Origin of the sequence: Bacillus niameyensis, from assembly GCF_001375535.1 — a bacterium.
In the GTDB taxonomy this organism is placed as follows: Bacteria; Bacillota; Bacilli; order Bacillales; family Bacillaceae_C; genus Lederbergia; species Lederbergia niameyensis.
Genome location: NZ_LN831197.1, coordinates 128,805 through 152,673, shown reverse-complemented (window position 1 = coordinate 152,673; position 23,869 = coordinate 128,805). Strand labels below are relative to the sequence as shown.

Here is a 23,869-nt window from a genome sequence, read left to right as displayed (position 1 = left end):
TAAAACCGCATAATAACCGAACCATAGTACTAAGAGACTTTAATTGATTTAGCCCCCATTTGATTCATAATATTTTAAAAGACAACATATAAGTAAATCAAATGTGGAAAAGGAGACTCGACAGTGCGAACAATCACCAAATCTCTGCTTATTGCTCTCATTATTTTCTGTTTTCTCTTTAATATACTCGGGCTTATGAAACTGGTCCCAATATTCGTAACATCTCCCCTGCTTTTCTTAGCCTTCTTTATTTTCCTTTCTCTCATTAATGGAAGAAATAAGTTCCGTGGTTTCCATTAGCTAAATGCATTTAGGGATGTTACAGAAAATCAGCTATACTGAATTTCTGTAACATCCCTATTTCAATTAGCAAGCATTTTTTGACTCTTCTTTATGAGAAAAAAATTCATTCCAAGCGATGGTAGCCACTTTTTCGCGAAAGATATAAAACAATATGAGAAGTGCAAGAATGATCATCGCACTCATCGCAGGTGTAAAACGCGTAATGAATTCTCCAAAAACAGTGTAAAAGAATGCCAATGGCAAGTTAGTGGCAAAAGCACCTTTCATGAAGCCTTTAAAATCTGGTCTTCTTTCAAGTAAGCAAAGATTAAGCAAATGATAATGAAAAAACGGGATTAGTCTAAGTATCGCAATTTGCCCAATTGTCATTTTAGAATAGCGGCCAAACCATTTATATTTGATCTTTATTAATCTTTCATAAGTATTGGGCATTCTTCGGATACAAATATAAAAAAGGCCAGACAATAAAAGCAAACCAACCATCGAATATAATGTACCCAATACACTTCCAAATAAAATCCCACCAGCCATACAAACAAGAGCAACAGGAATAAACATAAACTGGCGTAAGACATGGAAAAAGATAAACATAAATGGAGCAAGTGCACCCGTTCCCTGTACAAAGGCAAGCATGATCAATAATTGCTCATCCATAGGATCACCCGCTTTCTTACTTTTATTGTATGGAGTCAAGAAAGTCGTTATGACATAGGACCAAGCAGTATATAACAAAAAACTATTTCCAAAATAGCTAATAATGGAAAACCAATTTTAAAAGATAAGTGCTGGGTTTTATGTCGAAAAAATAGCATTCCTATTGTTGAACCAGGCGCACCTCCTACTAAAGCTACGAGCCACAAGTTCTTTTCTCGGATCCGCCACTCCCTTTTTTGCGCTTTTCTTTTATCAACACCCATAATAATTATTCCGTAAAGGTTAATAATTAATAAATAACCAATTATAAACGGCTTCATAGGCTCCAACCTTTCTTTCTAACAGAAATAGCCATCCCCAATTAAGAGAATGGCTATGTTTCAATTAAAATTATAGTGCTGCTTTTGCTTTGCTAGCTAATTCAGCAAATGCTTGTGCATCAGATACAGCTAAATCAGCAAGCATTTTACGGTTCACTTCAATACCAGCTAATTTCAAACCGTGCATTAAACGGCTATAAGAAAGACCATTCATGCGAGCTGCTGCATTAATACGTGTGATCCAAAGCTTACGGAAGTCGCGCTTTTTATTGCGGCGATCACGGTAAGCATACATATATGATTTCATAACCTGTTGATTGGCAACTTTAAATAATCTATGTTTTGAACCATAATAACCTTTAGCTAATTTTAAAACTTTCTTGCGACGTCTGCGAGTAACTGTACCGCCTTTTACACGTGGCATATTGATTCCCTCCTATTGTTCCGGATTATTTCAGATTGTCTAGCATGTGGCGAATACGACGGAAATCTCCTTTAGATACAATCGCCGACTTGCGTAGTTTACGTTTTTGTTTTTGAGATTTATGAGCGAACATGTGGCTTGTGTAAGCATGGGAACGTTTCAATTTGCCAGAACCTGTTTTTTTGAAGCGTTTTGCCGAACCACGGTGTGTTTTCATTTTAGGCATAGGGTTTTCCTCCTTAAAAACTTTACTTTTCTGTTTTTGGTGCTAATACCAAGAACATACTACGACCATCCATTTTTGGATGCGATTCAATTATTGCTAGATCATTACACTCTTGAGCAAAGCGTGTTAAGACACGTTGTCCAATTTCCTTATGGGTAATGGCACGACCTCTGAATCGAATGGAAGCCTTCACTTTGTCGCCTTTTTCTAAAAACTTACGACCATTGCGAAGTTTCGTATTGAAATCATGCTCATCAATGGTAGGACTCAATCGAACTTCCTTCATATTAATCACTTTTTGGTTCTTCCGTGCTTCTTTATCTCTCTTCTGTTGTTCAAAACGGTATTTTCCGTAGTCCATAATACGGGCTACAGGAGGTTTTGCGTTAGGTGCAACTAGAACAAGGTCAAGGTTTACACGTGTTGCAATTTCCAGTGCTTCATTTCGAGATTTCACACCAAGCTGATTACCCTCGTGATCAATTAGACGAAGTTCACGGGCACGAATGCCGTCATTTACCAACATATCTTTGCTAATAGTTAGCCACCTCCAAGGTATTTTCAAGGAATACATGTTTGGAAAAAGTAAAGCATAGACGTTCAATATACGTTTCAATCTTAAAATTAAGCAATAAAAAATACGGGTACAAAGCAACCCGCATTAGCAATCATCATGAGATGATAATTGAACGTTTCAAAACCTGCCAACTGCAAAAATGCGTCGATCAGGCGAGAAGCGGGTAGCTCCTTCTTCCATAAACGAGTATTCGATTCACCTTAAGAATATATCACAGTATGTTCGTGATGTCAATCATGAGTCCTTTAACAAAAATTAATTATAGCAGACGGATGACGATGAATCAATATTTATTTATGAATGTTTAATTTAGAGTAGTTAAGTGAAAACTTTCCATATGAGAACACGAAATGGAGGTAATGGAACGTGAAAAAGTATCTGAGTTCCGTGTTGGGAATTTCATTGATTTTAGGACTTGCTGCTTGCTCAGACGATCCCTCAGTAGATAGCAACCCTAAGGAGCAAGTAGTTCCCCCTGAAGATAGCCAAGGGAAAACACCCAATAATATCGAAAAAGGTGATGGCGGCAATAAATCGCTTGGTGGACAAGTAGCGGATGATGAACAAGCAATTGAAAAAATGAATCAACTTGGATTTTTAGAGTTTGATTTAGAAGTTCAATATGCGAACACAGAAGAGTATGACTTAGACTTTGAACAAAAGAGTAATGATGGAGATTATGAAGCTGAGTTACGCGATACTGTTAATGATCAGAATAAAACGGTAAAGGGAATGGATGCTTTTCTCATTTTATACAATCAATTAAAAGACGCTGATATTGACGCTAACACGCCTCAGGAAACTGTTATTCAAACGGTGTTGGAGCGTCTAAATCTACCAGATAATTATACTGAATTTGATTTGGAGATCACCTTTAAAGATGGAGCCGTGTTGGACGTTGAGGATCGAAAATAGGAGGGTATCTGACAGGTATGCCCTCCCTTTCCTTTTTAATCAGACTAAATTTGCGAAAAATCATTTCTTTTATCCGTTTGTTCGCTTCCATCTACCTAAATTATCAAAAGACGTTTACTATAGTCAGGTTGAACACTTCTCAAAGACATTATTCGGGAAGTGTTCGACTTTTTGTCCCTGATACCCCTTCTCAAAGACATTTTCCACCGAAAGACGCTGACTTTTGTCCCTGATCCCCAATCTCAGACTGAATTAGGGAAAAATCATTTCTTTTGTCCGCTAGAACGTTATGATTAAAACAAAAAATTCCCACAAATATACAATGAGCAATAAGACTAAATCCTAACCAATAAACTCAACTATTTATCACATACCATTTGGACTGAGCATAAAACATCTCCGCGTACTTTCCTTCTTTTTGTATAAGTTCGTCATGAGAACCTACTTCTATAATTTTCCCATGATCCATTACGACAATCCGGTCCGCTATTTTAGCAGAACCCAATCGATGGGTGATAATAATGGATGTTTTGTCTTTGGATATCTCTATGAATTTTTTATAGATTTTCGTTTCTTCAATGGGATCAATAGATGCAGTTGGTTCATCAAGGACAATCATGTCATGAGCCCGATAAAATCCGCGTGCAATCGCAACCCGTTGCCACTGTCCAATTGATAAGTCAACACCATCGAATTCACGAGATAACATAGTATTATAGCCCTTTGGAAAAGTATCTTGATCCATATGCAAATCTGCTTTTTCAATGGCATTTTCCATCACGGGTTTGTGTTGATCCCGATCATTCTCTATATTACTTATTCTGACATTATCCTCCAGCGTCATTTTATATCGCTGAAATTTTTGAAATACCGCGGAAATACCACTGTAAATTGATTTTCCCGCCACTTCCTTCGAATCCATTCCTCCAATTTGTATACTTCCTTCAGTGGGGAGATATAATCCTGTCATTAGTTTTACGAGCGTCGTTTTTCCTGCTCCATTCTCGCCGACAATTGCAATGGTTTCCCCTTTTTTTAACTCAAATGATATTCCTGATATTGCATTGTGTTCAGCACCCGGATACCGAAAAGATACATTATGTAATACAACTCCATCGCTAGCATCAATAAGTAAATCTTTTCCTCTCCTTTCAGGTAAATCTAGGAAGCGTATATAATTTCGAACAGTACCAAGATTTTTAGTAACACTACCAATCTGACTTGAAATGACTTCTTCCATTATTCCAAACATTAATCCAATTGAAGCAAATACAGCTGCAAAGGAGCCAATACTAATTTCTCCTATCATTAATGTATGAAACAATAAATAGAGGACGCCAAAATATCCTGCTAAAGTGATCATCTTCATTCCAATTTCTAATAGCCTTGTTCTTAATTCTACACTCCATATCCTTTTCCCAAGTAGATCTAAGGAAGCTTGATATAAGCTTTTAAAATAGTTGAATGCTCCTAGTATGCGGGTTTCTTTAAAATATTCTTTATCACCAACACAGCGTTCAAGGTATTCATATTCACGACGAATGGGAGCTACTTGATCTTCCAGTTTAGAGAAAAAACCTACCCTTATAAGTTGGGTAATGACTACGGGAACAAATATAAGTAGTAATGAAATAGCAAGAATCGGCTTTAGTGTATAAAGATAAACTCCCATAAATAAAAAGTAAGGTAGATAAAAAGTTCCAATACCTACTACAGTGAACAATAGACCGAGGCTATTTTGCATACCTTCATGGGCTTTGTTAATGTCATTTAGAAGTTCGGGAGTTTCATAGGAAATAGGATCAATTCGCGATGCTTTTTGATTAATTCGATTCGTTAATAGCCCAGTCATTTTTAAAATGTAGGTTTTACCAACAAAATTATGTAAACCATTAAGTATTTGTGAGCCGATAACGACTCCGCCTAAAGCGAGAGCCATCCAAATTACTTTTTTTAGACCCGTCTGTTCAGTAACTGCACTAGTGACAGAATCGAAAAAGTGTTGCGTTACAAATGTATTAAAACCAAAAGATACCCCATGAAGAATACCTATTAGGTTCGTGAAAAGAAATAATAAAGGTGTTGAAGCAAGAACAATCGGAAATAATTTTAATAAAATTGTGATCAATGACATTGGTTCAGTTGCTACCTTATTTTCTATTTTCATTGATACCAACTCCTTTGGCTCTCGTACATTTCAGCATACAAACCACCGAGACTCATTAATTCATCATGGCTACCATGTTCAATGATTTGACCGTCTCCAAGAACAAATATTTCATCTGCTAATGTTGTTGAGCCTAGTCGATGACTTATAAAAATGGTAGTTTTGTCTTTGCTTATTTGCTCGAACTCTTCATACAATTTACTTTCACTTAGTGGGTCGAGTGCTGCAGTCGGTTCATCTAGTACTCTTAATGGTGCCGGATTCAAAACAGCTCTGGCCATCGCAATCCTTTGCCATTCACCTCCAGAAATATCCTGTCCTCCATCTTTGATTTTTCCTAATGGGGTATCAATTCCTTTTGGCATTTTATTCTCTAAGTTATTTAGACCCAGTTGGTCAATCGCGTAATAAACACGATGATCTATATCTTTATCATTCATACTGTTGATATCTCCTATGGAGACATTATCTTTCATTGAAATGTAATACTTTGCAAAATCTTGATATACGACAGCGAAAAATGATTTTAATTCGCTTTGACTGTAGTCGGAAATACTTCTGTCATTTAGGTAGATCTCACCTTCATAATTATTGTATAACCCCGTTATTAGCTTTGTTATCGTTGTTTTTCCCGTACCGTTAGCACCGACAAAGGCATAGTTTTTCCCTTTTGTAATTCGAAAAGACATTCCATCTAATATCACCTTATCCGTTCCGGGGTATTTAAAGCGGACATCTTTAAATTCTAGAGATTTAAAAACATTGGATGAATTCGCTTTTGGCGCAATGGCATCTATTGTTTCATCTAATGTTGCATATTCTGTTAAGTCTTTTAAGTATTCCCTATGTTTAGCTAATCGGTCTACATTAGTCGTAAGATTCCATGACATCATCTCAACAATCCCGAATACCGCACTAACTAACGATATGAACATTCCAACTGTGAGTGCACCAGAAAGTACAGATCCAATTAGTATTAGAATGATTAGGATCGAAATAAGTGCCGACACTACACTCCCTGATTTCATTTTTATAAACCACTTTAATTCTGTCCTAAACTCTATTTTCCTTGCTGTTTCATATTGTTGATGCCATTTATCACCAATTAAATCTCCATAACCGAATAAGGATCTTTCATCCACAGTATCCCTACCGGTTAGTACTTCGGAAAGATACCCATATTTTCTTTTATATTTTGAGACTTCCCGATTCGCTTGATAATTTGCTTTTCCACTCTTAACTGCTAGAGCAAATAAGGGGACGGATATGACCATGATAAGTAGAGCTGCCCACCATACTTGTGCAACGAGTAATCCAAGGATCCCTACAACTCGGAGTACTAAGGATATAATGGATAATGTATCTGTAAAGCCTGACTTAATTTGATTTTCGGGATTATTGGAAACGCGTGAAATCAAATCCCAAGTATGATGATTTTCAATATGCTTGAAAGCAAGCTTTGCCTTTTTCTCTGTAATAGCCGAACGAAATTTTTCTCTGATACCATTTTCCATTTTTACATGGGTAAGATACGTGAATTGCCAAGAGATCCATTGGTAGGCAATTAAAGCGACTACAGTAAATAGAGAAGGATAGATCTGGTTTATATCTGTCTTATATTTTACGATGGATATAGCTGTGTCGATAAATCGTGCAGTAACTATTATTTGTACCGTCGGAATGATCCCAGATAATAGCGTTTGCAATACTAAAATTATCGTCATGATTGGTGTACATTGAAACGGGATCTTGATCGTATCAGCTATGGAAAAACCTTTTTGTGCATGTAATATGTTAATTCCTCCTTCACCTCTCCATTTATTTAACTTAATTAATTTTAATTTTAATATATTTAAAATAAATTTCAATAGTATTTTTAAATATTACTATTTATTTTTTAAATAAATTTAAATTATGGTAAAATGAATATAAGATAAAAATTAGAAAGAGGAATTGTGATGAGTATGATTGGAGTAAAAATCAAGAAACTTCGAAAAGAGAAGAAACTTACATTGGCAGAAGTTGCGAAAGATCAAATGTCACCAGCCATGCTCAGCTTAATTGAAAATGGAAAATCGAAGCCATCCGCGGAAAATTTACAGCATATCGCACAACAATTACAAGTAGACGTTAATGAATTAATGGTCGGTAAGACAAGAAGTGAATTGAAAAGGGAATTATCGGAATTAAGACAGATAATAAAAAAGTCAGGAGCCGCATCATTTAAAAAAGCCATCAAACATATCCAAACATTATTTCCATATTTAGGTAATAATGTGGAATCAGCCGATATCTATGATCTGTATTTCACAACCTTATTCGGACTTTACCAACATTACAAAGCAGATTACGACCAACTTGAAGATGGTGATTGGAATAAATATGCCCTCTTAGCCTCAGAAATTTATGAAGATCTACAAATGGAAAATCGCGTCTTGGATATCCACAGAATGTTAGCCAATATTGATTATCTTCATGGCAATTATTCAAAAACAGTGGAGATTGTTAAGAATTCACTTGAAAAGATCGACCTGATCGATAGTAAATCCGCTCAAGTTGCAATGAAGTTTAAGCAACTTCAATTTTATTCGCTGTTTGCGATAGGAGAATTCGAAGAGAGCAAGCAATTACTTGAAGAAAACATCCAATTAATGAATACATACCAGCTATTTAACTGGGCTTTTGAGTTGTTCAGAATGGGAGAAGGACTCTATTATCAATGTGGAGAATTTGACAAGGCGAGAGAATTCACACAAAAAACGACTACATTGGTTGAACTGTTCGATAGCGATTATTTGAAAAACGAAAAAGAATTCAGCATTATTCATAATATGGAGTTTTATGAGGATCAGCCAGAAGAGTCGTTGCGCTTGATTGAGATAGTTGAAAAAAATAAGGCTAAATCCGATGATACTCTTTCCGAGCTAAAAGCTAGATGCTACACAAAATTAAAACAACCGAAAAAAGCTTTACCACTCTTCCGCCAACTGTTAAGAGATGATCAAAAGCATATTGAGTATCACCCAATAGACGTAGGGATTCGTGAAATCAGTAAATCATATCAAGCCCTTTGCTATATGCAGCTTAATGACTTGGATAAAGCCCTTGAATTAGCCGAAGAAGTAGAAAGATTGCTACGAAAACACCCTCACACAGCCTATTATCAATTTGCTCGAGGGGTTTTGCGGGATATACAAGTGGAAAAAAACCGAGGATAAGTAGAGTTTTTATCATTCAACTAGTAGCTAGGTAAGATATTTCTATATCTTGCCTAGCTACCGATGTTGATGAGATGCTTAAAATTCTAAGTATAAAACGTTGGTCATCTTTTGGAAATGAATAGCGAACTATATATGGTTTATTGCGGGAAACTAGTCCTGAGTTTTGTCTTCACTTCCATTGAATAATTTTTTTAATCTATTGTCTCAGATATTGTAAAATATTACTGCTGTATTATCTGAATAAGGTTGCCGCATGTATCGTCAAAGACAGCCAGTGTCATTTCTCCCATTTTTGTCGGCTCCATAGTAAACTTCACGCCTTGTTTCAATAATCTCTCATACTCTTTGCGAACATCTGCAACGGCAAACATTGTTGCTGGGATGCCATCAGCAAATATATTCTTTTGATACTCTTTGGCAGCTGGATGGTTATTAGGTTCAAGCAAAAGTTCGGTACCTTCTTGATCCTCAGGAGAAACAAGCGTTATCCACCTAAATTCTCCTGCTGGGACATCATGCTTTTTTACAAAACCCAGTGTTTCTGAATAAAACTTTAGTGCCTTATCTTGATCTTGTACGAATATACTGGTAACAGTGATTTTCATTCTGTTTTTCTCCTTTCATTTTTGTATGGTGTTCTAGGAATATCCTGGCTACAAGGCTCCTAATTATTACCTTTACTCAACGCAAGCAACTCTTTCTCAGAAAGTTTTTTCGTTAATTCATCTAATTCTTTGGAAAAAAACCAGTCAGTTTCAGCACCACCAGCATATTTAATCGTATGGATTACTGAATTAGATGATAAAAAAATATTATGATGAACAAATGGCCTTACTGATACACTTTCCCCTTCGCGAAGAAAACGCATATCCATTTCTCCACCTTTTTCCATTTTCGCATAAACAATCCATCCAGATTGAACAACATAAAACTCTGAATTATATTTGTGGTAATGACTATTCTGCCATGCACCTTTTTCCGAACCAACAGTACGGCAATATGAGCTACCATCAGAACTTACTAGTCTATATCGTTTTTCACCATTATCCATACGTTCAAAATTCACATCCACCCCAGATGAACGCGCTTCTTCCAGACTGATCTTTCTTGGATTATAAGACAATGATTGTCCCCCTATTTTTTGTGAGTCCCCATCTGTTTTCACTCTATCAACATATTACCCTTATATAAATTATTCTAATACTATTTCCGTAGTTTTTCTGCATACCAATGAAGTGCCTTCTGCTCCAATTCCTTCACAAATGATTTTTTTGCTAAACTATATTCTCTTGTTTGATCGAATTGCTGAGCTAGCTTTTCTTTATAGCGACTATACCTTTCTGCCTCTTTGGGATGAGACTGCAAATAATCACGAAATACTAAATGCCGTTCAATTTGGGGATGATCTATTTGATAGAAATGAATATGATGAGTTCTGTTTTCTCCACCTTTGCGAAACAACCGTCTCCCTTGAATACCCCACTCCCCTGCAACAACATAACCAAGAGAATTCATTTTGTCGTTAAACATATCAACTTTCTCTATGTCTTTCACGATACACATCATGTCGATTACAGGTTTTGCCTTCATACCTTGAACTGACGTACTCCCAAAGTGTTCAAATCTAATGATCTCGTCACCAAATATTGTTTCCAAAAATTGAGCCTCGATTTGAAACATTTTAAACCAATCCTCACTAAAGTTCGTAAGTCGAACTTTCATATGTATGCCCCCTTTGGGATTATTTTAATACTCATCAACCTTGAATCGGTTTACTTGAATTAGTTGAGAAGGCTAGATCTTTCAATTGTTGTGCAATTAATGTCAAACAAGCACTTGCTAAACTATTATTTTTTATGCATAACAAATTGTGATTTGCTTAATTTAAAATCATTGTTTTCATAGAAGGAGATTAATTCCTCCTCGCAAAACAAACTGATCACATCGATATGCGAAAGCTCATCCATCAATTTTGAGATCAGTTTTGTTCCTATTCCCTCATGCCGATATGAACTGTGTATAACTACGTCTTCTATATAAGCTCTAAATTTCCCATCTGAAACAGCTCTTGCAAAACCAATCAAAGTATCGGCTTTCCAAGCACCAACTGACTGATCCTTTTTTAGCATCTCTTCAATATCCTCTTCTAATCTTTCCTCCCACCAATCTGCATCCTTATATAGTTTCATAACATCGTTAGATTTAATTACTTTTTCGGTAAAATTTAAAATTTTTATAGTCAAATTGTGTCCTCCTATGACTTTTAGCCTTCAATTGATCTTGCAAAGAGATCTAGTTTATCTTCCTTTTATTAAAGCATACATTAACAGAAAAAATTGACATTTAATTAAGATATGATAATCTTTATTTAAAGTTAAAGACACAGTAACTGACGACATTTGTGGAAATAACCACAAGGGAGCTGTGTTTTATATGGTCGGGTCGTCTGGGCAGAGATAAGGACTTAATGTTCTTATCTCTTTTTTGTTACATTTTAAGGAGGGATTTTTTTGGAAAAGATTATTTTGGATGGTAAAGTTGTGGCCCAGAAAATAAAAGAAAACTTGGCAGAAAAAATTGTGTCATTAAAAGAAAATGGGATAGTTCCTTGCCTCGCAACGGTCTTGGTAGGCAATAACTCTTCGTCAAAAACGTATGTAAGAATGAAAGGGAACGCCTGTGAAAAAATCGGTATGAAGTCTATACGTATTCACTTACCTGAAGAAACAAAAACAACGGATTTAATCCAAACAATTAATGAGCTAAATAACGACCCTGCTGTTCATGGAATTCTTCTGCAACACCCAGTACCATCCCACATTGATGAGCGTTTGGCGTTTGAAGCGATTGATGTAAAAAAAGATGTGGATGGTGTCACGAGTGCTGGATACGGTCAAACTGCATTAGGATTTGGCAAATACCCTTCTTGTACCCCAGCTGCCATAATAAAAATTTTAAAATTTTATCAAATACCGATTGAAGGAAAACATGCTGTTGTAATTGGTCGTAGTCCAATTTTAGGAAAACCCGTATCAGCTTTACTGCTAAATGAAAATGCTACAATCACTACATGTCACTCAAAAACTTTGAATTTACCAAGTATTTTAAAACAAGCGGATATTGTTGTAGCTGCAGTAGGCAAGCCTAAGTTTATTCTAGGTGATTGGTTAAAAAAAGGGGCAATTATTTTAGATGCTGGTTACAACGAAGGTAATATTGGCGATATAGATTATGACTCTTGTTACGAGGTTGCGAGTGCAATCACTCCTGTTCCTGGAGGTGTAGGACCTGTTACGATCGCGACATTACTTCAACACACAGTAGAATCAGCGGAAAAGCATAATAGATAATCAAAAATCTAACGAAACTACTAAGAGAGGCTTATAATCAACTAAGCGCTTCGCATTCAATAAGTTGTGTAGAAAGCGAAGCGCAAATTTGTACGTGCTCTATGCATAATTCCGTTACCGATTCTTCTTAGACCATTAGGAGACTAGGCACATCCTGATTCTATACTTCCCTCCTATGCGTCTTGTTTAATTTCATATTCCCCAAACTCTTCTATTAATTTTTTAGATTTATAGATTGAAAATGATATCTTACTGCAGCTTTTTATTGAACGGAAACATCGTCCGTTAATGAAAATCCTCAACAAAATATTTACTATAACTCCGGTATTGCATTAGAAATTCTTGCAATCTTTTTATTACTTCTTGTAAATTCCCATAAATATTTTGTTCTGCTAAGTATAACTCGTCAGTTAAGGATAGTATTTCCACTTTTATACTGTCACACGTTTCAGGCAAGTGTTCACATAGACGATACAACATAGAAGTGACAGTAGAGATATCCCCTGTTTTTATGCTATAATTAGCCAATAATCCCAGTATGATCATACATGGAAGTTCACTACTGCTAATTTCTTTTGAAAACTCTTTTAATATTGAAGCTATATCAACAGGTTTTGCATTTCCTGATAATGATAGGTCAATAATGTCATACGGTGGTTCATCAAGCTCCTCAATCACAGAATCAGCCCACGTAACGACGTCTCGAACTGTGTAATATCCTGTTGAAAGACCTAATCTGTATACTTCAGCTAAAATTCGTATGTCCATATTTATTCTCCAAGCTCCAATTGCTTTAAATACCTTCCTTAAGAGGGGAAATATTCCATAGGTTCCTTACAATGACTATAGCCATTTTTCTTGTAATAATGAATGCTATCATCACTAGGCCAAACAATTAAAAATTCATACTTATTTTCTTTAGCCCACCTATTTATATTCGATAGAAGTTTACTTCCAATCCCCTTATTTCTATACTCTGGAATTGTATAGACATTCGTCATATAAGCGAATGGATATGTTATCCTGCCCGGTCGTGGCACTTTTTGGATTAATTCTATGTATATATGTGATAGAATTTTTTCATTATCCTCTGCAACCCAAATAAACCATTGGCTGCCATTTATTACATTTTCTAGAAAAGCTTGACATTCATTTTCAAAATCATGAAATGATGTCTTTTCTATTTTTTTCGTCTCGTCATGCTCAATTGTGAAATCCCATCTCATTTTAATTAACTGCTTAATATCTTTTTCTTCAGCAAGTCGGATGTTCATCAAAACTCTCTCCTTTAGGCTAGACAGTTATAGTTTAAAAATAGGATAATCACACTCTATTCGGATTCTGAAATGGTTCATTATCCGTATTTGCTCTTCTGTTAACTTTTCCTTATCCCAGTACATATGCATTAAGCTATACTCGAACATTTCCTTTAATTTAATGAAGAGTGGTAGTTTCTCTAGCATTTCCAGAGAGATGTCATTTTCTTCTTCATATCCTGTGATTATCGCTTCATAGATAGCTCGTCCATAGTCAACGATATTACCATTTCCTACAAACGAATATTCCAGTGCACTATAAATCGGAACAGCTAAATCGAATATATAGAAATGCTTCTCACAGTCTTGAAAATCGATCATGGTCAATTTTAAATCTTTATCTACTAATATGTTTTCTAGCCATAAATCCCCATGAATCAAACCATAATTCTCCTGACTTTTTGAAAGGCTTTTTATAGTTGATACTACCTTTTGGGCTTTTTCTCTAATAATGTTTTCTTCTTCTGGGATATATTTTAGAAAATTATATTCCTCATTATCATACCAATCGTTAATATGTCTAATTGGATTTATATCTTCAAACCTTTTTGAAATACGATGTAATCTACCAATCTGCCGTCCCAATTCTTTAAGTACACTAGCATTCCATTGACTTTTTGGTAAATGTACTCCAGGGGCTACTTTATATAAAACAGTTAGCATTTCTTCATCTAGTGCTAACTTTTCTACTAATTGACCTTTCAAAGAGGGTATTGTCGGCGATACACCCAAACCCTCATTATATAAAAAATTGGTATACCCTATTTCTTCTGACTGTTCATTATATGTTTTATTGTTCGTTATTCTAGCAAAAAAAATACCTTGCTTTGCAGTACAGCGATACATTTCGTTTGTTACGGATTCAACTTTAAAAAAATCAAATGGGTATTGTTCGTTCAGTAATTCTAATACCTTATTTTCCATATCATTATTCTCCATTACTTCGAAATCTAGGACTTCGATTTATATAATCTAGTAACTTATAATCAACTTCATCAATGTTATCAATCTTTTCCTCTAAATCCCATAACATGATTCCAGTTGTTTCTTCATTTGCTATAAACGGATTTAGTTTCTTAATCGATGAAAAATAAACAGGATTAAATTTCAACTTTCCATCCGAGATGTTTTCCATCTTCAACAAGCCTATGAACTCCAAATCTGTTACGTTCTGGCCCGTTTCCTCGAAAAGCTCCCTTTTGGCGCATTCTTTAGCAGGTTCTCCCTCTTCTCTTTTTCCCGCAGGCAGCTCCCATTGCTTACGCCATACGTTGTAACATATTAGATATTTTTGCTCACTTGTAATGATGGCAAAAGATCCCGCAAGTGGTTGATACTGATCCATTTCTTCTTCCTTCACAAATAAAAAATTCAGAAATTTAAAGCCGTTATTTTGAGTTAATAGAGTCAAAACGAATACCTCCATTTTTAATGCGGTTTCATTATGTAAAAACCATATAACTCTTTTCTTCTAATGCTGGTGATTCCGCTAGCATTTACACTTAGACTTTTTGCTGTCTAATAGAGTAACATGCTGATAATAAATTGAATCCAATATGAAGCAGCACTGGAATAACGATCGATTGTGTATAATCAGCTATCGCGCCAAACAAAATTCCTCCAACGAATGCGAAGCACATATATCGAACACTCAATTTATCCAATTCATAGTATTGTAAATGGGCGATTGAAAACAGAAATGCAGAAATAATTACCGCGATCGTGACCGGTAAATAAGCTATCTCAATAACAACATGCTGAAATGAATTATTTAATATGGGCAATACAAGTCCTCTAAAAATGATTTCCTCAAAAAGAGGGAAAAAAATAACGAAATTAATAAGGTTATATCTTCCAATCGGCTTGTATCCCGAATATTTCGCAATAAATATATTGAATAATAAAATCGCAAAACAGACAAATATGACTCTCCTATCCATTAAGGGGAGTTTATATACAAAGTTATCTTGCACTAAAAAAGCAGCTGCGAGGGCAAAGACTCCCCATATGTAAATGCTGTATTTTCCTACATATATATTTCCTACAGCATTTGTAATCTTAGAAAGAATCCCATTAATTATTGCATATGAAAACGTTAGTACCATTACCAGAACAATTATCGTAATTTGACTCATAATTTTTGGACAATCCCCCCTGTATTCACTCATTTTTAGAAAAATTATTTAGTGTCTGTTTTTCTATGAGTGGTATCCCCTTCTAAAATAATTTGATATCCCTTTTCAGACTTGCGGACGATCGTCAGACTTGTATCGTGAATAAAAGGTGGTTCCCATAATTTTTCGATTGGCCCATTTCTAAAGATTAAAAGTAAACATTTGATCATAACGGAATGAGTTACGATTAAAACATTCCCGTTAGGATACTCTTCTCTTATTCTTTTAATAACGAGAGCGGCTCTCTTCTTTATATCTTCAAATGTTTCTCCTCCAATCGGTGTATAGTCTTGGGGAGAATTCCAAAACGCATCAAACTCTTTTCGATACCTTTCTTTTATTGCTGGAAGTGTTTCTCCTTCCCATTCACCTAAGTTAATTTCTCTTAAGTTTTCATCTTGCAAGATCGGTATATCTCTTTTTCCTCTAATCAGCCTCGATGTTGCCTTTGTTCTTTCGCTTGGGCTTGATAAGATGACTTTGAAATCTATATTTTTCAGTCTTTCTCCTAATTCTATAGCATTTTTAATGCCACTCTCTGTTAAGGCTGAATCTGACCATCCTTGCATTCTTTTTTCCGTATTCCAAATGGTTTCTCCGTGTCTAGTTATAAATAAAGTTGTCATGTAAAAAACCCCTTTTGATATTATTCATTTCACGTAATATCCAAAATTAGAAACATAATCGGAAATACACTAAATGCAATGTTCACAATAAAATGGCTGACGATTAGCGGAAACAACCTTTTTTGTTTATAGTAAATGATCCCACTTCCAACTCCCCATACAAAAAAGGCTACAGCATAGACGATCGCTCCTTGCATGCTTGCCGCTAGCATTACGTGTTGTAAGGCGAAACCAATGGCAGGGATGAAAATACCCACCCAAATTTTTTTATACTTTTTGATAAATAATGGCTGAGCATAACCCCGGTACATTAATTCCTCAACTGGTGCATTGAGAAAAGGAAAAAGTAAAGAGGTGATTGCCGCAAACCACATAAGCCATAATGGACGAGAAAAATATTTTTCCGAATTTCCGGCAAAAACCAATTCGAAGTAATTGATAAATTCTGATCCGAACATGATAAACATCGTACCCATAACAGCAATAACAAAGGGAACATATAAAACAAACACCCACAAAAATCCGTATAAAATATCCTTTTTCCAAAATTCCCGCTGGAAATCTATCAAACCTTTAATCGAACGACCTTCATTTTTTAAAAAGCGGTACAATAGAAATAAGCAAATGATATTTACGACGGTAAAGAAAACAGTAGATAGGTCGGGAAGAAACGGAAACGAAAATTCTATTTTAAATAATTTGAATAATAAAAGTGAGGTTACCAGCATCACAAAAAGTAAAGGAATTCGTATAAAAGATAAGATCCACGCTTTTTTCAAGTGGTGTCACCTACTTTGTTAGAATGAAGTTAATCTAGTAAAGGCTTTATTTTCAATAAACCTACTTCAATTGATGTCTCAATATAGCCAACTATCATATCAAATGTAAAAACTTGAAGGTTTGCATTTAATATATCCCTATTGAAATTCATATCCCCTAATACATACGAAACGAATTTTTCAACATCATTAGACTTAACCTCTTGTAAATCTATAATGTTAGGAAAATGACTAAACGCTTTTTTCAATTCATTTGTCAAACCATAGTATTCTAATAATTTGCCATTTAACAATCGAAAATCATTATGATATAACTGATACAATCCTTCATCAGCATCCATTCTGTTTTTTAACCAAGATAAATTAAATCCTCTTAGCCAAATATCATCTGCAACCAAATGTGTACAATAGCCCATTATATAAGGATTTTCCCTTTCCACTTGCTCTTTATATTTATGTAAAAACCCTTCAAAATCAACTCTTCTTGAATAATCTCGTACATTTCCAATAAAGAAATGGGATAAGTTTTTTTCTTCAAATGAAAAAACAGCATCTGGAGCAACACTTCCAAGTAAAAATGATGTTTGATCTACTATTGCTAAAGACTCTGCAATCTTATAACCAATAATAGCATGCATAATTCGTGAGCCCATATTCATCCCTGCCTTTCAGTAAATAAGTCCTGTTACTTTACTTCAACAAAAAGGTGCAATCTCCCCTCGGAAGAAATGCACCTGATTGTAGTTAGCTTCACTTACAAGTGTAGGTTTCTCCAGGGATAAAGCTATCGTCCACCTTATATTTTCCTCAGTTTTTCTAGCACTTCCTGAGCCTTGTACCCAACGGAGAAATCATAAATTTCTGCTTTTTGTCCATTAGTTGCTTTTACTAATTCCGCTAATAAACTGTTTGTTTCCTCTAAATCCACTCGAATACGTTTCAGTTCTTCCCCATTTTTAGCACTTTTTAGTTGGCCCCAATTTTCAAGAGATAGTATGCCATCCGAACCATACGCCGTAAAGCCAATATATTCTTCACCGGCCATTTGACTTAGTCCCTCAATTAGTATCGGAGTACCATTTTTCAACTCTGCTGTTGCAATAATCCCTGTCTCACACATGCTTGGATCATCAGGAAGCTCCAATTGTGTATGAATATTTGAAATCTCACCAAATATCTTAATTATTTGCTGAATGAAATGTACTCCTACTTCTAAAACAAATCCTCCCTGTTCCCTTTTGCCAACCCATTCATTTTTTTGCCAATTACGTGGCCATTCGGGAAAATGCATTGTTAGTTGGATGCGGCGAAGTTTACCTATGTAGTTTTGGTTAATCAAATTCGCAAATTTTGTTGCTGCTTGTTCATAATTTAGTGGGAAATTGATGGCATGAATTACACCTGCCTTTTTCGCAGCCTGCATCATCTCATAAGCCTCATCAAGGGAATTAGCTAAAGGTTTTTCACAAAGAACATGTTTTTTTGCTTTTAAAACATCCATAACAATAGGATGATGATATTTTGGCGGCACAGCAACATAAACAAGATCTACCCGTTGATCGGCAAGTAAATCTTTATAGTCAGTATACGCCTGAATTCCACCAAGGCTATCAGCTGTTTCCTTTAAAAGTGATTCTACCTGATCACACACTGCAATAATTTCAACTCCAGAATGATCTTTAAATTGTTTTATTAAGCGTTGACCAATAGCTCCTAAACCAATAATCCCAATATGCACTATCATCATTACTCCTTCATTTTCTACATTTTTTCCACTATAAGTATACTACTTGAACTCAATCTCAATTAATTTAACATCTCCAAAACGTCTATCCTAAAAAACTAATCTGGGATCAGTAAAAAAGCCAATAAAATGTTGTTATTTATCCTCGCTCTTCTCCTAATTCACTATTCGGAATCACTATCGCACCACAAGCTTTTTCGTAAAATTCAATGGGCCCCGCTTCACTAATAATCGCATAAGCATAGTTTTTTTCCTGCATTTCTTTTAAGCAACAATGCAATAACGTATAGCCAACTCCCCGTATTCGATTAGACATTGCCACGCCCATCGGACCAAATAATCCCTTTTTCCGTTGATAAACATCATAGCAAGCAAAGCCGATAAGCTTTTCATTTTCTGTTGCTACATAAATAGGGATATTTTCCGCTTGTAAGCCATTTTCAATCGATTCGATCCAACCACTTCCAAACTCCTTTTCTACAAAGCTTTTAAGAGAAATTGCATCATCTTTTTCCGCTTTTCTATACTTCACTGTCGTTTCCGAAATCCTTGGATATGAATAATTTGCTAGTGAGACGATCATATCACGTGTAGCTGACATAATTTTAATAATGAGGGAATGATCCAAACCTTTTACATGTAATGTGGTGAGCGGATCTTTTTGAGCAAATATTGCTTTGATCAGATGGCCTTCATTAATAAAATTTTGTTTATACCGTTCTCTGAGAAGAATAGCATCTGCTAAAACATTCTTTACTGACAAAGAAACAGGCATGCTGAATGGAGGACAATGAATGTTTTGTTCTTCGGAAGCAGATTGTATTTTATAAACCCTATCAAATAAAATGTCTATAAGTTTCGGATAAGTGATAAATAACTCTGCACATACTCCAGTTCTTTCTTGAAGGGCACCTAGTAATAAATGAATCGGATAAACAAGTTTAGTTGTCTTTTTTGCTTCTTGTTCTGCATATTTTAGAATTCTTATAGAACGGTCGGTAAACATTGCATCATTAAGGTTGATCATAGTTTCTCCTCCAATTGTTATTAACTATTCATTTTAGCACTTTCCATTCTTCAAAACTTTCAGCTTCAAACCCTAATGTTTCCGTTTTCAACCATTCAAACGCCTTTAAAACCAATGGTGAGGCATTTTCTAGTGAGATATCCTTCTCCGACACCCATAATGCCCCAAGGGAATCCTGTCCTTCAAATTGTTCTGGTACACATATTTCACCACCAATGATTTCGACTAAATAATAGACTGCTATATGGTGGACATCAGTGAATCCCTTCCATTGCCATGGAAGCTGAAAATCAACCACGCCAATGTTTTCCTTAATCTCAATTTCAAAGCCGGTTTCCTCCATGAATTCCCTTTTCATCGCATCGGATAAACTCTCTCCTTCTTCCAAGCTTCCACCAGGAAGATCAAAGCGGTTGATGTAAGGGCCTCCATTTTTGCGGATGACGAGCAGTTGACCATTTTCTACACAGATTCCATATACTCCAAAAGCACGATGGTATTTCCTCAAATCTGGCATACGATACACCCTTCCTTCATAGTTCAAAATTAGAGACAGGATTTTTCATACATGATGAAAAAGTCTAAACAAATCTGTACATAAGAATATCGTCTATGTATTCTTCGTCGCCCAGTTTAAATTCCTTAATTTTCCTTCCTTCTTCCTTAAAACCCATGCTCTTATATAAAGAAAGAGCCCGAGCATTATTTGAAAAAACTCCTAAACATACCTTTTCAATCAATGGATGCTCCTCTGCCCATTCAATCAGTGCCTTTAAAAGCTGCTTCCCAATTCCGATACCTCTAAATTCTTGACTAACCATCATTCCAATAGATCCCTTATGAGCTAATCTTTTTCTACCCTCTGATTGAAATACGATCCATCCAACGATAACGCCTTTTATCTCAGCCACAATAAACGTTTCTCGTTCATTTTCTAACACCTTCCGAACCCAAGCTTGTTGTTGCTCTATCGTCCTATGAGATAATTCTTCGATTACTGTAGTTAAAAATTCCCCCTCAGCAACTACTTGCTTTTGCATCTCTAATATCTGTTCGGAATCGTTAACATGAGCAGTACGAATTTTAACCTTTTGGTCAGTATCCATATTCACCCTCCAATTACTATGATCGATTAACGCAATCAAAGTAACGCAGTTTCATGAAATTACTTGTCATCGTTAAAATATTACTCTAATATTACCATTAACTTGTAAAATAAATGAGGGAATTATGAATTTATAAAATGTTTTTATAAGGAGATCATTTTATGACTAGGATTCAAATAAGACCTGTTTTGGAACATGAAAAGTCGGTTCTTAGACAGTTAGTAGAACTTTATGAGTATGATTTTAGTGAATTCAATCATAACGATGTTAATCAGAATGGACTCTATGGTTATAAATACTTCGATCATTATTGGACTGATTCCGGCAGATTTCCGTTTTTTGTTATTGTTGATGAAAAGCTAGCAGGTTTTGTGCTGGTAAATGATCATTGTTATTTATTAAAGGAAGAAAATGCACGTTCTATAAGTGAATTTTTCATAATGCGAAAGTATCGAAGAGCAGGAATTGGTTCTCAAGTTGCTTTTTTAACTTTCGATCAATTCATCGGGCATTGGGAAGTTCGGGTACATCCAGAAAATCACGTATCCCACATTTTTTGGAAGGAGGTCATCAAAAACTATACAGGTGATAATTACATTTCAAAAGAGATAGAAACCGAAGAGCGGACCGCAACCGCCTTTATCCTATCTTCAGGAGATTAAAAAAACAAAGAATCCTCTTAACATCTCTAGTTGAGAGGATTCATATATGAATCTTTAGCATGTTTGATTTTTTTATAATCAAACATGCTAAAACCTTTCTTAACCAATCTTTCGGATACTCTCTTTTGTAGGTTCACTTGAAAAGTCTTTTAATTGAATCGAAATTTCAAAGGTCCCTTCTTCAAAAAAATAAGGTAATCGTCTTTGAAACCATGGTTGCATAGGGATTTCTAATACCTCATCTAAAGATACCCATTGTATTTCACCTTCCGGAGGATTTTCTAATAATTCTCCCTCATATTTAGTTGCTACATAATTGAATACAACATAACGGTAGTTTTCATCTTGTAATATATATTCATCGACACCTTTATAAATTAGATCTTCCGGCTTAACATGTAGCCCAGTTTCCTCTCTAAGTTCTCGGACCGCTCCTTCTGTAAAGCTTTCCGTCAGTTCGATCTTCCCTCCAGGACCTAGATATCCAGGAAATCCCAATTTACTTGGCCGGTTTATTAGTAGTATTCGCTTCTGTTCTTCATCGTGAACGATCACCATCGTTAAAAGTGTAGCTTCAATTTTTTGCATGAATATACCCCGCTTACAAATCTAGTTTATGGGGTCCATTATACCAATGTTTCACAGTAGTTTCATAGGGATAGTATTATTTTCTTAAAAGACTTTTGATTAAATCAATTGCCTAAAGAAAGCAAAAAAATGTCATTGTTAAACTTTTAGTTAGATCATAATGATTTTAAAATTGTTGTGATCATATCCATCCAATCGCCTCTTTCATCAGCAAGCACCGTATGCCATCCCAATTTTTTAGCAACTACTAAATTTTTGTCTTGATCATCGATGAATAACACTCTTCCAGTATCCTGCAGCTGAGATTGGACTTTTAAATATATCTCTGCCTCTGGCTTGCAATATCCTACTACTGCAGAAATGGTAGCACTTTTTATATATTTTCGATACGGATTTATAATAGGATTGACCCATTCCAAACAGTGATTGCTCAATAAATGAATATTGGCAAATTCACTCCAAAAAGCGATCTTTTCAATAGCTGGCAGTGGCTTAATATTGCTCTGTAATTCCTGCTTCGCACACTCAATATCTACTAGAGGAAATCGTCTTTTTAATCTTAACCAAAACTCCTCTTCTCGCATCATTCCTGTCCATAAATTTTTGCGTATTTCACTTTTAAATTTTTTAAGACTTTCATAGTTAATATCATATTTTAGAGATAAACTCTCCCAAAATAATGGTGAAAAATTAGTTGCTAACACACCTGCAATATCTAAAACTAACTCAGGTTTTTTCTGCATTTTATTCCTCCACTTACAGTTCTGATTATTGGGCTAATTATATCCATCAAGTCTTGCCGGAAACAACTAGAGGCTACCATACAAACTCAATTTATTGTAAAATAAAAACAGTTTACTGGAGGTGATAACTAATGGCGAACACCTTTCGGCCAGAATCGGTAACATCTCATGCAAAGCCTACAATTAAGAAGGCGATTCTTTGCATGGGGTTGATCATCGAGTAATCGCCTAATCTTTCAAGGCTTTGCACCTTATTTCAATCATTTAATAATAAGGAGCTAATAATAATGACAAGCCTTTTAAATAAAGAACCATTTATCCGTTGTGATCAATATAATTTTATAAATTTCCAAGTAAAAAACATGGTGCACGCTCATTCTACTGTTAAGGATCCTAATGTCTTGAAGGCAGTAAAGTTTGGAGCTGTCGATAAGATAGCTGCTCTATTCCCCGAATTAGATGATAGTCAAAAAGCGATTTTCGACACCATCACTAGCATCGAAGAAGAAGTTCAGGGTAAGAACTTTCTGGCCCGTTTAAAACCATATGTCATTCCCTTCAAGACAATTACAGAAAAAAATGTAGCAAAGTTATTTCCTAAAGCTAAGAAATTGAAGGTTCCGTCCCTAGCGGACATCGACTTCCAAGAGATTGTTTACCTGGGCTGGTATGATATTCGCTCAGAGAAAAAGTATCTTATTTTTAATTTTGATGGAAGATTGTTGGGAATACACGGTACGTTTAGGCATACAACAAAAGGAGTATGTGCTATATGTAATTGTCATGAGGAAGTAGGTTTGTTCATGGCCAATGTAAAAAGCGGCAAAGAAACGTACACTAATAGAGGTAACTATATTTGTAATGATAGTCAAAAGTGCAACCAAAATATCCGTTCGTTAGAAAAGCTTAATCATTTCGTGGAATTACTAAAAAACTGAATACGTATT

Annotated in this window: 30 protein-coding genes, 1 riboswitch and 1 other annotated feature; of the genes, 5 read left to right on the top strand and 25 right to left on the bottom strand. The window is 35.4% G+C overall.

The window, feature by feature from the left end:
- Positions 1 to 366: 366 nt before the first annotated feature.
- The 5 genes from BN1243_RS00840 to infC all read right to left on the bottom strand — a co-directional run bounded on the left by BN1243_RS00840 (position 367) and on the right by infC (position 2,501).
- Entirely contained in the window at positions 367 to 957 is a 591-nt protein-coding gene (locus BN1243_RS00840; protein WP_062110256.1) for a TVP38/TMEM64 family protein, read from the bottom strand.
- A 47-nt stretch (positions 958 to 1,004) separates the two neighbouring features.
- Positions 1,005 to 1,277 carry a DUF1294 domain-containing protein gene (locus BN1243_RS00835; protein WP_062104403.1) on the bottom strand — a complete coding sequence of 91 codons (273 nt, stop codon included), beginning with the start codon at positions 1,275 to 1,277 and terminating at the stop codon, positions 1,005 to 1,007.
- A gap of 70 nt (positions 1,278 to 1,347) precedes the next feature.
- A complete protein-coding gene (gene rplT / locus BN1243_RS00830; protein ID WP_062104402.1) occupies positions 1,348 to 1,701 on the bottom strand; it encodes a 50S ribosomal protein L20 in 354 nt (117 codons plus the stop codon).
- A 25-nt stretch (positions 1,702 to 1,726) separates the two neighbouring features.
- Positions 1,727 to 1,927 (bottom strand): 50S ribosomal protein L35, encoded by a 201-nt coding sequence (rpmI, locus tag BN1243_RS00825; protein ID WP_062104401.1) that lies wholly within the window; start codon positions 1,925 to 1,927, stop codon positions 1,727 to 1,729.
- Positions 1,928 to 1,949: 22 nt separating this feature from the next.
- Complete coding sequence (infC, locus tag BN1243_RS00820) at positions 1,950 to 2,501, bottom strand: translation initiation factor IF-3 (RefSeq protein ID WP_084782227.1); 552 nt, start codon at positions 2,499 to 2,501, stop codon at positions 1,950 to 1,952.
- Positions 2,502 to 2,553: 52 nt separating this feature from the next.
- Positions 2,554 to 2,686, bottom strand: a sequence feature (ribosomal protein L20 leader region).
- 184 nt (positions 2,687 to 2,870) lie between these two features.
- Between infC and BN1243_RS00815 the strand changes: the two genes are divergently transcribed.
- Entirely contained in the window at positions 2,871 to 3,419 is a 549-nt protein-coding gene (locus BN1243_RS00815) for a YusW family protein (RefSeq protein ID WP_062104399.1), read from the top strand.
- Between the two features lie 355 nt (positions 3,420 to 3,774).
- Here the strand turns inward: BN1243_RS00815 and BN1243_RS00810 are convergent, their stop codons facing one another.
- Together BN1243_RS00810 and BN1243_RS00805 are read right to left on the bottom strand one after the other, a co-directional pair.
- The gene (locus BN1243_RS00810) at positions 3,775 to 5,586 is read right to left on the bottom strand and encodes an ABC transporter ATP-binding protein (protein WP_062104398.1); all 1,812 of its coding nucleotides are present in this window, start codon (positions 5,584 to 5,586) and stop codon (positions 3,775 to 3,777) included.
- Complete coding sequence (locus BN1243_RS00805; protein WP_230200066.1) at positions 5,583 to 7,454, bottom strand: ABC transporter ATP-binding protein; 1,872 nt, start codon at positions 7,452 to 7,454, stop codon at positions 5,583 to 5,585. The genes BN1243_RS00810 and BN1243_RS00805 overlap by 4 nt, the downstream gene beginning before the upstream one ends.
- 90 nt (positions 7,455 to 7,544) lie before the next feature.
- On the opposite strand from BN1243_RS00805, the gene BN1243_RS00800 reads away from it, so the two are divergent.
- Entirely contained in the window at positions 7,545 to 8,804 is a 1,260-nt protein-coding gene (locus tag BN1243_RS00800; RefSeq protein ID WP_062104397.1) for a helix-turn-helix domain-containing protein, read from the top strand.
- A gap of 224 nt (positions 8,805 to 9,028) precedes the next feature.
- Here the strand turns inward: BN1243_RS00800 and BN1243_RS00795 are convergent, their stop codons facing one another.
- The 4 genes from BN1243_RS00795 to BN1243_RS00780 all read right to left on the bottom strand — a co-directional run bounded on the left by BN1243_RS00795 (position 9,029) and on the right by BN1243_RS00780 (position 10,996).
- On the bottom strand, positions 9,029 to 9,412 hold the full coding sequence (locus BN1243_RS00795; protein ID WP_062104396.1) for a VOC family protein: 384 nt from the start codon (positions 9,410 to 9,412) through the stop codon (positions 9,029 to 9,031).
- 59 nt (positions 9,413 to 9,471) lie between these two features.
- Positions 9,472 to 9,930, bottom strand: a complete 459-nt coding sequence (locus BN1243_RS00790; protein ID WP_062104395.1) for a hypothetical protein — start codon at positions 9,928 to 9,930, stop codon at positions 9,472 to 9,474.
- Between the two features lie 80 nt (positions 9,931 to 10,010).
- Positions 10,011 to 10,529: a GrpB family protein gene (locus tag BN1243_RS00785; RefSeq protein WP_062104394.1), complete on the bottom strand. Its 519-nt coding sequence runs from the start codon at positions 10,527 to 10,529 to the stop codon at positions 10,011 to 10,013.
- Between the two features lie 125 nt (positions 10,530 to 10,654).
- The gene (locus tag BN1243_RS00780) at positions 10,655 to 10,996 is read right to left on the bottom strand and encodes a GNAT family N-acetyltransferase (RefSeq protein ID WP_062110252.1); all 342 of its coding nucleotides are present in this window, start codon (positions 10,994 to 10,996) and stop codon (positions 10,655 to 10,657) included.
- A 186-nt stretch (positions 10,997 to 11,182) separates the two neighbouring features.
- Positions 11,183 to 11,266, top strand: a riboswitch (ZMP/ZTP riboswitch).
- 51 nt (positions 11,267 to 11,317) lie between these two features.
- On the opposite strand from BN1243_RS00780, the gene BN1243_RS00775 reads away from it, so the two are divergent.
- Positions 11,318 to 12,157, top strand: coding sequence for a bifunctional 5,10-methylenetetrahydrofolate dehydrogenase/5,10-methenyltetrahydrofolate cyclohydrolase (locus tag BN1243_RS00775; RefSeq protein ID WP_062104393.1), 840 nt, complete (start codon positions 11,318 to 11,320; stop codon positions 12,155 to 12,157).
- 285 nt (positions 12,158 to 12,442) lie between these two features.
- Here BN1243_RS00775 and BN1243_RS00770 read toward each other — a convergent pair whose 3' ends face one another.
- The 12 genes from BN1243_RS00770 to BN1243_RS00715 form a co-directional block, all read right to left on the bottom strand.
- The gene (locus BN1243_RS00770) at positions 12,443 to 12,925 is read right to left on the bottom strand and encodes a hypothetical protein (protein ID WP_062104392.1); all 483 of its coding nucleotides are present in this window, start codon (positions 12,923 to 12,925) and stop codon (positions 12,443 to 12,445) included.
- 38 nt (positions 12,926 to 12,963) lie between these two features.
- Complete coding sequence (locus BN1243_RS00765) at positions 12,964 to 13,431, bottom strand: GNAT family N-acetyltransferase (RefSeq protein WP_062104391.1); 468 nt, start codon at positions 13,429 to 13,431, stop codon at positions 12,964 to 12,966.
- Between the two features lie 27 nt (positions 13,432 to 13,458).
- The gene (locus BN1243_RS00760) at positions 13,459 to 14,397 is read right to left on the bottom strand and encodes a phosphotransferase enzyme family protein (RefSeq protein WP_084781762.1); all 939 of its coding nucleotides are present in this window, start codon (positions 14,395 to 14,397) and stop codon (positions 13,459 to 13,461) included.
- A gap of 4 nt (positions 14,398 to 14,401) precedes the next feature.
- On the bottom strand, positions 14,402 to 14,884 hold the full coding sequence (locus BN1243_RS00755) for an NUDIX domain-containing protein (protein ID WP_069201747.1): 483 nt from the start codon (positions 14,882 to 14,884) through the stop codon (positions 14,402 to 14,404).
- 91 nt (positions 14,885 to 14,975) lie between these two features.
- On the bottom strand, positions 14,976 to 15,608 hold the full coding sequence (locus tag BN1243_RS00750) for a CPBP family intramembrane glutamic endopeptidase (RefSeq protein ID WP_069201746.1): 633 nt from the start codon (positions 15,606 to 15,608) through the stop codon (positions 14,976 to 14,978).
- A gap of 44 nt (positions 15,609 to 15,652) precedes the next feature.
- On the bottom strand, positions 15,653 to 16,273 hold the full coding sequence (locus BN1243_RS00745) for a histidine phosphatase family protein (protein ID WP_062104388.1): 621 nt from the start codon (positions 16,271 to 16,273) through the stop codon (positions 15,653 to 15,655).
- Positions 16,274 to 16,302: 29 nt separating this feature from the next.
- Positions 16,303 to 17,001, bottom strand: a complete 699-nt coding sequence (locus tag BN1243_RS00740) for a CPBP family intramembrane glutamic endopeptidase (protein ID WP_230200065.1) — start codon at positions 16,999 to 17,001, stop codon at positions 16,303 to 16,305.
- A gap of 80 nt (positions 17,002 to 17,081) precedes the next feature.
- A complete protein-coding gene (locus tag BN1243_RS00735; protein ID WP_062104386.1) occupies positions 17,082 to 17,705 on the bottom strand; it encodes a zinc dependent phospholipase C family protein in 624 nt (207 codons plus the stop codon).
- A 143-nt stretch (positions 17,706 to 17,848) separates the two neighbouring features.
- Complete coding sequence (locus BN1243_RS00730; protein ID WP_069201745.1) at positions 17,849 to 18,796, bottom strand: Gfo/Idh/MocA family protein; 948 nt, start codon at positions 18,794 to 18,796, stop codon at positions 17,849 to 17,851.
- Between the two features lie 139 nt (positions 18,797 to 18,935).
- On the bottom strand, positions 18,936 to 19,823 hold the full coding sequence (locus BN1243_RS00725; protein ID WP_062104385.1) for a GNAT family N-acetyltransferase: 888 nt from the start codon (positions 19,821 to 19,823) through the stop codon (positions 18,936 to 18,938).
- Between the two features lie 28 nt (positions 19,824 to 19,851).
- Positions 19,852 to 20,340, bottom strand: coding sequence for an NUDIX hydrolase (locus tag BN1243_RS00720; protein WP_062104384.1), 489 nt, complete (start codon positions 20,338 to 20,340; stop codon positions 19,852 to 19,854).
- A gap of 64 nt (positions 20,341 to 20,404) precedes the next feature.
- Positions 20,405 to 20,929: a GNAT family N-acetyltransferase gene (locus tag BN1243_RS00715; RefSeq protein ID WP_062104383.1), complete on the bottom strand. Its 525-nt coding sequence runs from the start codon at positions 20,927 to 20,929 to the stop codon at positions 20,405 to 20,407.
- A 161-nt stretch (positions 20,930 to 21,090) separates the two neighbouring features.
- Here BN1243_RS00715 and BN1243_RS00710 point away from each other — a divergent pair, with 161 nt between their 5' ends.
- On the top strand, positions 21,091 to 21,591 hold the full coding sequence (locus tag BN1243_RS00710) for a GNAT family N-acetyltransferase (protein WP_062104382.1): 501 nt from the start codon (positions 21,091 to 21,093) through the stop codon (positions 21,589 to 21,591).
- A 99-nt stretch (positions 21,592 to 21,690) separates the two neighbouring features.
- Here BN1243_RS00710 and BN1243_RS00705 read toward each other — a convergent pair whose 3' ends face one another.
- Both BN1243_RS00705 and BN1243_RS00700 read right to left on the bottom strand, forming a co-directional pair.
- Positions 21,691 to 22,179: an NUDIX domain-containing protein gene (locus BN1243_RS00705; protein WP_062104381.1), complete on the bottom strand. Its 489-nt coding sequence runs from the start codon at positions 22,177 to 22,179 to the stop codon at positions 21,691 to 21,693.
- 155 nt (positions 22,180 to 22,334) lie between these two features.
- The gene (locus tag BN1243_RS00700; protein ID WP_062104380.1) at positions 22,335 to 22,922 is read right to left on the bottom strand and encodes an HAD family hydrolase; all 588 of its coding nucleotides are present in this window, start codon (positions 22,920 to 22,922) and stop codon (positions 22,335 to 22,337) included.
- Positions 22,923 to 23,209: 287 nt separating this feature from the next.
- Between BN1243_RS00700 and BN1243_RS00695 the strand changes: the two genes are divergently transcribed.
- Positions 23,210 to 23,860, top strand: coding sequence for a FusB/FusC family EF-G-binding protein (locus BN1243_RS00695; protein ID WP_062104379.1), 651 nt, complete (start codon positions 23,210 to 23,212; stop codon positions 23,858 to 23,860).
- Positions 23,861 to 23,869: the final 9 nt, after the last annotated feature.